This is a genomic window from Exiguobacterium sp. E17S (assembly GCF_057772545.1).
In genome coordinates, this window is the sequence record NZ_JBYLRU010000002.1 from 133340 (window position 1) to 146238 (window position 12899).

Sequence of the window (12899 nt, forward strand, 5' to 3'; positions counted from 1 at the left end):
CCTCCTTACTTTTTCAATCGAGCGATGACCGCCATCAACTCATCGACGTAAGCGTCCGTACTGTCTTGACGAGTGGCGACTTCATGAATGCACATCTTAACGTGGCGTTCGATGATTTGTAGTTCGACTTGTCGTAATGCTGCTTGAATCGATGCCGTTTGCGTTAAGATATCGATGCAATACCGATCTTCAGATACCATATTGGCAATCCCGCGGACTTGCCCTTCGATGCGCTTCAATCGCTTCATCAACGCATCTTGTTCTTCGTTCGTTCGTGGAACGACGGGGTGATCGTGTGTCATAGTCGTACCTCCTTTAGTAATCTTGTTGTTATCTTTACTGTAACATATAGGTATGGGGGGTACCAGTATTTAGCTTAAGAAATAAAAAACAGTCGCGAGAGGCGACTGCTTTTGTACTTATTGATTGGAAACTTGTGGTTTGACGATCGTTTCGTTTAATGAACGTTGATCGCTGATGATGTCTTCAGCTTGTGTTGCCCGTTTAATGAAGAAAGCAAGGACGAATGCTAGGCCAGCGATGAACGTCGAGATGAAGAACGCATAGTTGATTCCGTCGAGCGTTGCTTGCATCGTGATCTGCTGTTTCAGAGCAGCAGCCGCTTCAGCTGTCGGTTGACTCGTCATGTTCTTCGCCGCTTCAGCCGCGAGTTCTGTTCCACGTGTCTTGGCATGCGTTGACATGATTGTTACAAGCAAGGCGGTTCCGATCGCACCGGATACTTGTTGCAGCGTATTGTTCATCGCTGTTCCGTGTGGATAGTAACGCGTTGGTAACTGGTTTAAACCGTTCGTCGAGACTGGCATCATGACCATTGACATCCCGAACATCCGTAACGAATACAGGACGATCAGATGCGTATACGTCGTATCCATCTCAAGCTGACTGAAGTAGTAGCTGGTAACGACTGTGATGAACAAACCAGTCAACGCAAGAGGACGTCCACCGATTTTATCAAACAGTTTCCCGTTGATTGGTGACATGACGGCCATCAAGATGGCACCCGGTAATAGCATGAGACCCGCATCAAGTGGTGAGATACCGCGAATCGTCTGGACATAAATCGGAAGCAATAACATCCCAGAGAACATCGCCATCGTGACGACCATCGAGATGGCAGAAGACAAGGCGAACATCGGGTAACGATAAATCTTGAAGTTGAGCATCGGACGTTCCATATGGAGCTGACGGTAAATGAATGTCACGAGTGCGATGACTCCGACGATCAGCGCTCCATATACGTGGAAGCTGTCCCAACCTTTAGAGCCAGCTGAGCTGAATCCATACAGTAAGCCACCGAAACCAAGTGACGAAAGTGCCACGGAAGCGAGATCAATCCGAGTGGCAGACCGCTCCTTGACGTCACGAAGTAAGAAGAAACCAGCAACGAGCACGATCAAGGCGATTGGTGTGATGAAGTGGAACAACATCCGCCAATCATAGTGCTCGATGATCCAACCAGACAACGTCGGTCCGATCGCTGGAGCCCCCATCATGATTAATCCGAAGAAGCCCATCGCAGTCCCACGTTTTTCAATCGGGAAACTGACGAGCATGACGTTCATCAGTAACGGCATCATGATTGCAGAACCAGATGCTTGAATCATCCGTCCTGCGAGTAGCACAGGAAAGACTTCCGCGAAGCCGGCAAGAATCGTTCCGGCCGAGAAGAGCGTCATCGCGAGTAAGAAGAGGCGACGAACCGAATATTTTTGAATCAAGAACGCAGATGTCGGAATCAAGACACCGTTGACGAGCATGAAACCAGTCGACAGCCATTGAGCAGTCGATGGTTCAATCGCAAGATCCTTCATGATCGAAGGCAGGGCGATGTTGAGCAATGTATTATTTAAGAAAGCAATGAATGCCCCGATCATCAAAACGGCGAGAATGCCGTAAGGAGCTCGAGCTGTGTGAGTTGCACTTTGTTGCATGAATATCCTCCTAACTAAACTAACGGTACATATTTCTATACGGTCGTTCTATCTGTAGTTTATCTTAATCCGATTTAGTTCGAATTACAAATAATAATAGCTAAGAAAGATAATTTTATTTTTTATGTAAGATTGAAAGCGTTTTTCTAGTGAAGTAAACAAAAAAGCGCAATCCTTCTCGTGAAAGAAAAATTGCGCTTCGTCTTCAGTTTGAAACTGCCGGAGGCTTGTTTCATAGCTAGCATTACTGGACGTTTGTTTCGAGTGCGTCTTTCGTGATGTCATAATGAGAGGCTGTCCAGACCGATTTACCGTCTTGAATGAATAAGACTTGTGGTGACTCGTGTCGAACGCTGTAATGTTCGGCGATGTGATTCGATAACGTCCGAGCTTCTTGGACGAAAAGATACGCTGTTGGAACAGACGTTTCATCCGCGAACTTCGTATACTCCGAGAATCCTGCGGCACTGATCGGGCATGTCGTGCTGTGTTTGCAAATCACGAACGCGGTATGTTCGGACGCAAATTGATCAAAATCAGAAATAGATTGCAGTTTACGTGGTTGTGTCATGTATATCACCCTCCATACGTCCGGAGACGTTCACTTAACTTTAGATTTTCCCGATAATCGACCGGACAGTCAATTAAAACGGGTCCATCACTTGCAAATGCTTGGTCAAGACAATGTGCGAGGGAGCCATGTTCACCGACACGGAGACCGAGTGCGCCGAAAGCATGAGCCAGTTGAACGAGGTCTGGATTGTCAAACGTGATGTAGGACGACCGCCCAAACGCTTGTTGTTGTTTCCATTCAATCAGGCCATAGGTTCCGTCACGCCAAATCAATACGACAAGTGGAAGCTTCAGACGAACGGCGGTTTCAAGATCTTGTCCATTCATCAAAAAGGCACCATCTCCAGCGGCACAGACGATTCGCCGGTCCGGATATAACAGCTTGGCTGCGAGCGCACTCGATAAACCATAGCCCATCGAAGCAAATCCGTTGGAAATGAACAACTGATCCGAACGTGTCGTTTGATAATGGCGTGCGAGCCAGACTTTGTGTGCACCGACGTCCGAGAAGACCATGCCATCCTCCCCGACGGTTCGTTCGAGTTCACGGACGATACTTTGAGGATGTAAAGGCAAGGCAAGCGAGTACGTTTCTTGAATCTCGTCGCGTAATTTATCGCGATCTTGTTGCCAGTCGTTCCACGCACGCTCGGGCAGTAAAGGAGTCAATACAGTCAGCATATCGACGAGTGGTCCGACTAGGTTCGCGACGACCGGATAATAGGCATCGATTTCGTGAGGATTCGTATCCAAATGGACGATTGGTGTCTTTTTCGGATTCCATTTTTGCGGAGGTAACTCCGTAATATCGTAGCCGACCGTGATGATGAGGTCACTCGCATCGAGAATCCGCTGATTGTAATCGACGTCTGGTAAACCGATCGTGTGTGCAGCAAGCGGATGGTGCGAAGAAATCGCTCCTTTTCCCATCATCGTCTCGACGACGGGAGCTTGGAGCTTTTCGACGAATGCTCGAAACGCATCGAGTGCTTGTTGCCGATGAATGCCAAATCCAGCAATGATGACGGGACGTTTTGCACGCTCAATCAGACGTAAGGCATCGGGATCATCAATCGTCAAGGAATGAAGATGCGTTGGTGTACTGTCCTGCTGTAAGGGTGTCGCTGCTTGATCACGTTCTTGTTTTGCAATGTCTTCTGGAAAAGAAATATGGGTCGCCCCTGGTTTTTCGCTTTGTGCCGTCGCAAAGGCACGTCGAACAATTTCCGGAATGACCTCCGCCGACAGAACGGACGTACTAGACTTCGTGACCGGACGATAGAGGTCTACGAGATCAAACATTTGATGCGATGCTTTATGTTGCCGTGCTGTCGCGCCTTGACCTGTGATCGCAACGACAGGGGAGTGATCCATCGTTGCACTTGCAATACCGGTCATCATGTTGGTCGCACCGGGACCAAGCGTCGATAGGCAGACACCCGGTCGCCCACTCAGGCGACCGAACATCGCTGCCATGAACGCAGCGTTCGTTTCGTGACGTGTCGTGATGAAGGTGATTGACGAACGACTGAGTGATTCGAGCAATGTGATATTTTCCTCACCGGGAACACCGAAGATATGCGTGACGCCCTCTGCCTCTAAACATTGGACGAACCAATCCGCGGCGTTCACGCTAGTCCACCGATGGAAATGTACTTCGTCTCGAGATACGCTTCGAGTCCTTCACTGCCACCTTCGCGCCCAAGACCGGATTGTTTCATTCCACCAAATGGTGCTTGCGCAGCAGAAGGAACACCATCATTCCAGCCGACGATTCCATAATCAAGCCCTTCGATCGCACGAATCGCACGCGCGTAATCCTTCGTAAAGACGTACGAAGCGAGACCGAACGGTGTCTGGTTGGCGTAACGAACTGCTTCCTCATCAGAACTGACACGCTGGACGGGAGCAACAGGTCCGAACGTCTCCTCGTTCATGATCAGCATGCCAGGTTTTACGTCTGCGAGAACGGTTGCTTCGTAATAATAGACATCGTTCTCGTCATCCGTCGTTCCTGTTCCGCCCGTGACGACTCGCGCACCAGCAGATGTCGCATCGTCAACATGCTTTTTGACTTTATCGTAACCCGCCTTATTGATCATCGGTCCAATCTTCGTCTCAGCATCCAAACCATTTCCGGTCTTCAGCTTCGCTGTCTCTTGCCCGAGTTTTTCAACGAACGTGTCATAGATTGAGTCGGATACGTAAATCCGGTTTCCACAGACACACGTTTGTCCGCCATTACGGAATTTCGACTTAATCGTCTCAGCGACAGCTAAATCGAGATCACAGTCATCAAAGACGAGAATCGGGGCATGTCCTCCAAGTTCAAGCGACATCGCCTTGATCGTCTCTGCTCCCTGAGCCATCAGCGTCCGTCCGACTTCGGTTGAACCAGTGAAGGTGATCTTATCGACATGTGGATGTGTCGCGAGTGATTCACCGAGTGCTTTCCCACTCCCTGTAACGGCATTGACGACGCCTTCTGGAATCCCAACTTCCTGACAGAGTTCAAGAAGACGAAGCGCGGTAAGCGGAGTCGCTGTTGGTGGTTTGATGACGAACGTACATCCGGCGACGAGTGCCGGAGCCAATTTTCGAGTAATCATAGCTGCCGGGAAATTCCACGGTGTGATTGCAGCAACGACACCGACCGGCTGTTTGATGACTTGAAGTCGTTTAGAAGCATCATGTGTTGGAATGACACGTCCGTAAGCGCGTTTTCCTTCCTCTGCAAACCATTTGACGAAGTTTGCGGCATACTGCACTTCACCTTCTGATTCAGCGAGCGGTTTCCCCATTTCAAGCGTCATCAGGCGAGCCAGTTCATCTTTTTTCTCAATCATCTTCGCATATAACTTCTCGAGCAGTTCGGCACGTTCGTAGACTGTCCGTTTCGACCAATCAGGAAATGCCTTCCGTGCTGCTTCTACTGCGTCGTTGACGTCTGATTTTGTTCCGTTTGGTACACTACCGACGACTTCTCCAGTAGCTGGATTCGTAACGTCCGTCCGTTCTCGTCCGTGATCTAGCCATTGTCCACCAATAAAGAATTGTCCCTTCATCTTGAAAATCCCCCTTTTTTACATGCATTGGTAAGGGTATACCCGAACGAAGAAAAAAAGATTCACTTTCGGAAGGAAAGGTTATGCAAAAGGGTAGAAATCGACCGATAAACAGTGTAGGATAATTCAGTAAATGTAATGTAAAACAATCTGAAATATTCAGTGTGGACGAAGAGTGACAACCGTTGATGTGAAATGGTGGAATCACCCCCGAAACATTGACTTTAAAAGTGGATTTGATAAGATGAAGGTAGAGGAATTGCGCAATCGGTTGCGCTATATGTATAGAAGTTAACTGACTGATGAAAATAACACCCCAAAGACTGACCTACGAGAGGATTCACGACACATGACACAAATGATACCGCGCCCTGAAACGGCCCAACAAACAATTACACGAGCTTGGTGGAAAGAAGCAGTTGCTTACCAAATCTATCCACGCAGCTTTTACGATGCAAACAACGATGGAATCGGCGATATTCCGGGTATCATCGCAAAACTGGATTATTTGAAGGATCTTGGCGTCGACGTTCTTTGGATTTGCCCAATGTTCAAGTCACCGAACGACGATAACGGATATGACATTAGTGATTATGAAGATATCATGGATGAGTTTGGTACGATGGCGGACTTCGATCTTTTAATGGAAGAAGCGCACAAGCGTGACATCAAGGTCTTGCTTGATCTCGTCGTCAACCACACATCGGATGAACACCCGTGGTTCCTTGAATCACGTTCATCAAAAGACAATGATAAACGCGATTGGTACATCTGGAAAGATGCCGTCAATGGTGGAGAACCGAACAACTGGGAAAGTATTTTCGGTGGATCAGCATGGGAATATGATGAAAAGACAGAGCAGTACTTCCTGCACGTCTTCTCGCGTCGTCAACCAGACTTGAATTGGCAAAACCGCGACATGCGTCAAGCTGTCTATACGATGATCAACTGGTGGCTCGATAAAGGCATCGACGGTTTCCGAATCGATGCAATTAGTCACATCAACAAGGATCAATCATTCGCTGATCTCCCGAACCCGCTCGGTATGCCGTATGTTCCGTCATTCGACATGCATATGAACGTCGAAGGCATCCATGCGTATCTCGAAGAGTTGAAGGATGAGACATTCTCGAAATACGATATCATGACAGTCGGAGAAGCAAACGGCGTCACGCCGGAAGAAGCAGATCTATGGGTCGGAGAAGAGAATGGCAAGATGAACATGGTCTTCCAGTTCGAGCACATGGATCTCTGGCGTGCAGATGCAGAAAAAGGCGTCGACGTCGTCAAACTGAAACAAGTGCTGACGAAATGGCAAAAAGGACTTGAAGCAACAGGTTGGAATGCCTTGTACCTCGAAAACCACGATAAGGTTCGTTCGGTCTCTCTTTGGGGTGACGAGGAACAGTACTGGAAAGAGAGCGCGAAGTCGCTTGCGATGATGTACTTCTTCATGCAAGGCACACCGTTCATCTATCAAGGACAAGAGATCGGGATGACGAACGTTCAATTCCCGGACATCTCGGATTATGATGATGTCGCGACAAAAAACATGTACGAGATGCAACTCGCTTCCGGGAAAACACATGAGGAAATCATGGAAGTCATCTGGAACTCGTCCCGTGATAACTCACGCACACCAATGCAATGGACAAATGAGCAAAACGGTGGCTTCTCGAATCAATCTCCATGGTTTGGTGTCAATCCGAACTACGCGGATATCAACGTCGCGTCGCAAGAACAAGATGAAGATTCGATCTTGAACTTCTACAAACGAATGATCCAAATCCGTAAGATGGAAGAGACGTTGATCTACGGCGCGTATGATCTCATCTTACCGGAAGATACGAAAGTCTACGCGTATACACGGACGTTTGGTGATGAACAATTCTTGATCGTTACGAACTTAAAAGGTGAAACAGCAGAAATCGATACGGACATCATCTTGCACTCGGACAATATGTTGCTTGGCAACTATCCGACGATGCACCATGAAGGAACAGAACTGGAACTTCGTCCATTCGAAGCTCGTCTGTACCGTGTGCGCTAATATGTTTTGAACGGATTCGAAGTACATCGAATCCGTTTTTTTCTTGCATGTAAGCAGAAGGTGCATCAGACGAAAAAATCGTGTACGCTAAACGATGAGGTGATAGAAGTGAAACCAGTAAAGTACCCGGTGTCATTACGACAAGTGACGACGATCGAAGATGGTCCGATGCGTGAATCGGTCGAACTTGAGGCGGACGGCACATTGTTCGAAACAAAAGACGGTTTTGCCGTGAAGTTCGTTCAGCCGGATGAACAACCGATCGATACGACGATCAAATGGTCAAAAGACCAGATCGCTTTGAATCGCAAAGGTCCTGTTGCGATGCATCACGTCTTCATTTTAGGAGAGACGACCAAAAGCCAATATGGCAGTCAATTCGGTCAGATGTTGATGGAAACGGACACGGAGACGATTGAGATGAAACGGCAGCAGATGCAGTTTCGCTATACATTAAAGATGAATGGACAAGCAGTCGGTACGTATACGATTGATTTAACTTGGGAACGGAGTGAGACGAATGGCATTTGAACAAACAGTACGTCAAATGGAGCAGATGTTGGAAGAGGAATGGTTTGAATGGCTCGAGAACGATGAGCCGCGTTACAACGAATGGCGCGATCAACTCGAAGGACTCGCAGAGCAGGTCATCACGGAATACAATCCGAAGGTCGATCCAGAAGCGATTGATACACTGCTTTTAATTAACGAAGAACTACCTGTCTTATACGGTGAAGATACCGTCATGCTGTATACAGCACTCTTGAAAGCACGTCAGGAAGACGATCAAGTATACGAGCGTTACTTGACGATTCTTGGTGCGTTCGCGGACGAACAGCATCCAGCAATCCGTGAAGTCGAAAAGTTAGTCGCGAAAAAGGACTATAAAAATGCCTTCGCACGTGCAGTCCGTTTGCCACAGTCGCTCGGTTTAGAATAAACAATCAGTGGACCATCTTGTTTTAGACAAGGTGGTCTTTTTAGGAGGAAGCGCCATGTATCCACTCTATCGAATCATTATCGCGATCATCCGCAAGGGCGATCAACTGCTCGTCGTCCATAATCAATCAGGTCAGGAGAAGCGCTGGAGCTTACCCGGTGGACAGATTGAGTCTGGAGAGACACTCGAGCAAGCACTGCGTCGCGAGGTGGAAGAAGAAACCGGCTTGACGGTCACATCGTCGTCGTTTGCGTTCTTAACGGAGAACTTCATGCCGACCTATCGAGCGCACAGTCTCGTGACTTATTTTGATTGCGAAGTGAGTGGTGTACTTGATCCAAATGATCCCGATGAAGAAATCATTGAGACGAAGTGGATCGATCAAACGGAGTTAGCGGAGTACATCACGAGTGAAGACGTCCGTCTTCCGTTATCGACATATTTAGAAGAACAGCACAAAGGCTATTACATGTTTGAAGAGATGAAGTGGTAACTCGGCTGTCATCGTTTCTTTACATTCCTTAAAGCGGTCTCCATCGTTCATTTACTTTCGCTCGGTATGATGAAACCATCATCGGGAACAGGGAGGAAACACAAATGAACAAGAAATGGATGGCGACAGGTATTCTCGGTACAGTGCTTATGACGGGAGTTGCGGGCTATACATATGAATCGGCTCAGCCAGTCGAGGCAAAACAAAACACGAAACAAGCGAAGGTTAAAAATGTCATCTTCATGATCCCGGACGGTTATTCGGCTGCCTATGCAACGAATTATCGCTGGTATCAAGGAGGCGAGGAGACGGAACTCGACGATCACTTAAAAGGAATGATGCGGACGTATTCGGCAAACACGAAAGTGACCGATTCAGCAGCTGCCGGAACGGCGATGGCAACAGGAACAAAAACAAACAACGGAACAATCGGTATGGATCCAAGTGGAAAAGAAGTAGCGTCTATTCTTGATCGGGCGGATCAAGCAGGCAAAGCAACAGGACTTGTCTCGACATCAGCCATCACCCATGCGACACCAGCTGTTTTTGCATCGCACGTCGCAACGCGTGCGAATGAAGCGGACATCGCGAAACAATACATGGATGAAATGAAAGTCGACGTCTTACTGGGTGGCGGTCAGAAGTTCTTTTTTGATCAAAAGAATGGTGGCGTTCAAGAGGCTGGTAATCTAGTGAAGAAAGCAGAACGAGCAGGATACCAGTATGCGGATTCACTCGAAAGTCTGAATGAGACGGATGGTCGTAAAGTTCTTGGATTGTTTGCAGAAGAAGGAATGGCACCAGAACTGGACCGGGAAAACACGAATCAACCGAGCCTTGCGACGATGACGTCGAAAGCTCTGCAAACATTGAAGAAAGATCGCGATGGCTTCTTCTTGATGGTAGAAGGAAGTCAGATCGACTGGGCGGGTCATGCGCATGATGCTGCTTGGGCGATGAAGGATGCAGAAGCGTTCCACCAGGCAGTCGAAAAAGTGCTTCGTTTTGCAGCAAAAGATAAACACACATTGGTCGTCGTCGCCGGTGACCATGATACAGGTGGTATGTCCGTCGGTGGATACGATGAGTACGTAGCAAAACCGGAAGTCTTGAAAAACGTCAAGGCGACGGGGGATGAGATGGTTCGTCAGTTCAACGACGACTTATCGAACATCGCCTCTGTCGTCAAACGAGAAACGACGTTTGATTTGACGGCTGAAGAAATTCAGACGTTGCAAAAAGTGGATGCGAAGAAACGCGTCATGACATTGAATGAGATGATCAGTAAACGAGCATATGTCGGCTGGACGACTGCCGTGCATACAGGTGTAGACGTTCCGCTCTACGCGTACGGTCCACAAAGCGAACAGTTCAGTGGGTTGCATGAAAATACGGATATCCTGGTCTGATGGCCAATGCAATGAAATTAAAAAAATGACGTATTGGACGTGATTAAATCAAGCGGTGGACATCCACCGCTTGATTTTTTTGAGTACTTATCTGCTTGTGTGACGCAGTAAAAACTAAATGAAAAAAATGAATGAATAGCCATTCATTATATGCTATACTCATTTCAACACAACTGCTTTAGGGGGAAAGGGGTTTGTTCGAACATGAATACGTTTTTACTCATTAACTGGATTGCCTTCCTACTCGTCATCGGCTATGCGGGCTATCTGTTCACGTCACTCATCAAAAGTCGTTATGCCGCCATCAAACGGGGGAAAAAGGCGGAATGGACACTGACGAACAAAGAACGATTGGACGCAGTCTTAGTCAACGTCTTCGGTCAAAAGAAATTATTAAAGGATAAGAAAAGTGGCGCCATCCACGTCATGATGTTCTATGGCTTCTTACTCGTTCAATTCGGAGCGATCGATTTTATCTGGAAAGGACTCGCCGTCGGTCAGCGTTTCCCGCATGTCCCACTCGGTCCGCTTTATCCGATTTTTACATTCTTCCAAGAAATCGTCATGCTCGTCATCTTGATTGCCGTCGTTTGGGGATTTTATCGCCGGTACGTCGAAAAACTCGTTCGTTTGAAACGAAACTTCATGGCAGGTCTTGCGTTGATCTTCATCGGTGGTTTGATGGTCGCCGTCCTGTTCGGAAACGGATTCTTCCTTGTCTATGAGAATCATTCGACGCTCGGTGAACCGGTTGCTTCAAGCATCGCGTTCTTATTCAGTTGGGTACCGGAATCGGTTGCGTTTGGATTATTCGTTTTCTTCTGGTGGGTGCACTTACTGTTCTTACTTAGCTTCATGGTTTACATCCCGCAAGGTAAACATGCACACTTGATTGCCGGTACAGCAAACGTCTGGCTCGGTCGAACGTCGAAAGTCGGGCGTTTGGCACCGATCGATCTATCGGTCATGGAAGAGGCAGAAGACGACGAAGCGGAATTTAGCTTCGGGGTTAACCGAATCGAAGATTTCAATCAGAAACAGCTCGTTGATCTATATGCCTGCGTCGAGTGTGGACGCTGTACGAATATGTGTCCGGCGAGTGGAACGGGGAAGATGTTGTCGCCGATGGATTTGATCGTTAAATTACGGGACCATCTCAACATGAAAACGGCAGCCATCACACAGCGCTCGCCATGGGCACCTGCCTTTGCGTTCGAAGGATCGCAAGGAAACCAAATCGCTTCACTGGCAGCAGCCGGACAGATGGATATCGTTCCGGATTCATTGATTGGGAACGTCATTACGGAAGAAGAGATCTGGGCGTGTACGACGTGTCGGAACTGTGAAGATCAGTGTCCGGTCATGAACGAACATGTCGATAAGATCATCGACCTCCGTCGTCATCTCGTCATGATGGAAGGCAAGATGGATCCGGAGATGCAACGGACGATGGCAAACATCGAACGTCAAGGTAATCCATGGGGGATGAACCGGAAAGAACGCGAAAACTGGCGGAAAAACCGGGATGAACTCGTCGTTCCGACAGCAAAGGAGAAGAAAAAAGCGGGCGAAGACTTCGAGTATCTGTTCTGGGTTGGTGCGATGGGATCGTACGATAACCGAAGTCAAAAAATCGCGATGGCGTTTGCACGTATTCTAAATGAGGCAGACATCTCGTTTGCGATTCTCGGAAACGATGAGAAAAACTCAGGTGATACACCGCGCCGGATCGGGAACGAAGTCTTGTTCCAGGAACTCGCGGAAGCCAACATCAAATCATTTGAGAAATATGGTGTCAAAAAGATCGTCACGATTGATCCGCATGCCTACAATACATTTAAAAACGAGTATCCAGACTTCGGACTGAGTCCGGACGTTGAAGTCTATCACCATACAGAATTGCTCGCACGACTGATTGACGAAAAACGGATCACACCGCTCCATGAAGTCAAGGAGCGTGTCGTCTATCACGATTCGTGTTACCTTGGTCGTTACAATGATATTTACGACGCACCACGTTATATTCTCGAGAAGATTCCAGGAATCACGCTCGTCGAGACAGAACGCAACCGGGAAAAAGGGATGTGTTGCGGTGCTGGCGGCGGGATGATGTGGCAAGAAGAAAAAGTCGGTGCACGGGTCAACGTCGCACGGACGGAACAATTGTTGACGGTCCAACCGTCTGTCATTGGATCAGCATGTCCGTACTGTCTGACGATGCTCAGTGACGGTACGAAAGCGAAGGAAGTCGACGAGGCGGTTGCTACGTACGATGTCGTCGAATTACTGGAACGGTCGATTGTCGGTGTACCCGTCGAAGAACCTGTCGTAACCGTATGAAAAAGTGGGACGAAACGATTATTCTCGTGCGAACGGGAGTAGTCGTTTTTTTTTTCTAAAAAAGCGCGACGTTT

11 protein-coding genes are annotated in these 12899 nt (G+C 48.0%); 6 read left to right on the forward strand and 5 right to left on the reverse strand.

Features of this window, described 5'->3' with window-relative positions; genetic code table 11:
• Positions 1 to 5 precede the first annotated feature (5 nt).
• From AC3B4V_RS09890 to AC3B4V_RS09910, 5 genes are all read right to left on the reverse strand, one after another.
• Entirely contained in the window at positions 6 to 302 is a 297-nt protein-coding gene (locus AC3B4V_RS09890) for a metal-sensitive transcriptional regulator (protein ID WP_488378297.1), read from the reverse strand.
• Positions 303 to 419: 117 nt separating this feature from the next.
• Positions 420 to 1955, reverse strand: coding sequence for a DHA2 family efflux MFS transporter permease subunit (locus tag AC3B4V_RS09895; protein WP_023466811.1), 1536 nt, complete (start codon positions 1953 to 1955; stop codon positions 420 to 422).
• A 244-nt stretch (positions 1956 to 2199) separates the two neighbouring features.
• Positions 2200 to 2526, reverse strand: a complete 327-nt coding sequence (ytxJ, locus tag AC3B4V_RS09900; RefSeq protein WP_029343222.1) for a bacillithiol system redox-active protein YtxJ — start codon at positions 2524 to 2526, stop codon at positions 2200 to 2202.
• Positions 2527 to 2531: 5 nt separating this feature from the next.
• Complete coding sequence (locus AC3B4V_RS09905; protein ID WP_488378298.1) at positions 2532 to 4160, reverse strand: acetolactate synthase large subunit; 1629 nt, start codon at positions 4158 to 4160, stop codon at positions 2532 to 2534.
• A complete protein-coding gene (locus AC3B4V_RS09910) occupies positions 4157 to 5593 on the reverse strand; it encodes an NAD-dependent succinate-semialdehyde dehydrogenase (RefSeq protein ID WP_064300519.1) in 1437 nt (478 codons plus the stop codon). The genes AC3B4V_RS09905 and AC3B4V_RS09910 overlap by 4 nt, the downstream gene beginning before the upstream one ends.
• A gap of 349 nt (positions 5594 to 5942) precedes the next feature.
• On the opposite strand from AC3B4V_RS09910, the gene AC3B4V_RS09915 reads away from it, so the two are divergent.
• From AC3B4V_RS09915 to AC3B4V_RS09940, 6 genes are all read left to right on the forward strand, one after another.
• Positions 5943 to 7643: a glycoside hydrolase family 13 protein gene (locus tag AC3B4V_RS09915; protein WP_251138197.1), complete on the forward strand. Its 1701-nt coding sequence runs from the start codon at positions 5943 to 5945 to the stop codon at positions 7641 to 7643.
• Between the two features lie 108 nt (positions 7644 to 7751).
• Positions 7752 to 8174, forward strand: coding sequence for a YwiB family protein (locus tag AC3B4V_RS09920; protein WP_231681721.1), 423 nt, complete (start codon positions 7752 to 7754; stop codon positions 8172 to 8174).
• Positions 8164 to 8583, forward strand: a complete 420-nt coding sequence (locus tag AC3B4V_RS09925) for a hypothetical protein (protein ID WP_023466820.1) — start codon at positions 8164 to 8166, stop codon at positions 8581 to 8583. The genes AC3B4V_RS09920 and AC3B4V_RS09925 overlap by 11 nt, the downstream gene beginning before the upstream one ends.
• A 55-nt stretch (positions 8584 to 8638) precedes the next feature.
• A complete protein-coding gene (locus tag AC3B4V_RS09930) occupies positions 8639 to 9076 on the forward strand; it encodes an NUDIX domain-containing protein (RefSeq protein WP_488378299.1) in 438 nt (145 codons plus the stop codon).
• A gap of 104 nt (positions 9077 to 9180) precedes the next feature.
• On the forward strand, positions 9181 to 10485 hold the full coding sequence (locus AC3B4V_RS09935) for an alkaline phosphatase (protein ID WP_488378300.1): 1305 nt from the start codon (positions 9181 to 9183) through the stop codon (positions 10483 to 10485).
• A gap of 204 nt (positions 10486 to 10689) precedes the next feature.
• The gene (locus AC3B4V_RS09940; protein ID WP_488378301.1) at positions 10690 to 12825 is read left to right on the forward strand and encodes a (Fe-S)-binding protein; all 2136 of its coding nucleotides are present in this window, start codon (positions 10690 to 10692) and stop codon (positions 12823 to 12825) included.
• Positions 12826 to 12899: the final 74 nt, after the last annotated feature.

What these genes read in the sequence shown, in the direction of transcription:
- AC3B4V_RS09890 (WP_488378297.1), bottom strand. Translation starts at nt 302, where the DNA reads ATGACACACGATCACCCCGTCGTTCCACGAACGAACGAAGAACAAGAT.
- AC3B4V_RS09895 (WP_023466811.1), bottom strand. Translation starts at nt 1,955, where the DNA reads ATGCAACAAAGTGCAACTCACACAGCTCGAGCTCCTTACGGCATTCTC.
- ytxJ (WP_029343222.1), bottom strand. Translation starts at nt 2,526, where the DNA reads ATGACACAACCACGTAAACTGCAATCTATTTCTGATTTTGATCAATTT.
- AC3B4V_RS09910 (WP_064300519.1), bottom strand. Translation starts at nt 5,593, where the DNA reads ATGAAGGGACAATTCTTTATTGGTGGACAATGGCTAGATCACGGACGA.
- AC3B4V_RS09915 (WP_251138197.1), top strand. Translation starts at nt 5,943, where the DNA reads ATGACACAAATGATACCGCGCCCTGAAACGGCCCAACAAACAATTACA.
- AC3B4V_RS09925 (WP_023466820.1), top strand. Translation starts at nt 8,164, where the DNA reads ATGGCATTTGAACAAACAGTACGTCAAATGGAGCAGATGTTGGAAGAG.
- AC3B4V_RS09930 (WP_488378299.1), top strand. Translation starts at nt 8,639, where the DNA reads ATGTATCCACTCTATCGAATCATTATCGCGATCATCCGCAAGGGCGAT.
- AC3B4V_RS09935 (WP_488378300.1), top strand. Translation starts at nt 9,181, where the DNA reads ATGAACAAGAAATGGATGGCGACAGGTATTCTCGGTACAGTGCTTATG.
- AC3B4V_RS09940 (WP_488378301.1), top strand. Translation starts at nt 10,690, where the DNA reads ATGAATACGTTTTTACTCATTAACTGGATTGCCTTCCTACTCGTCATC.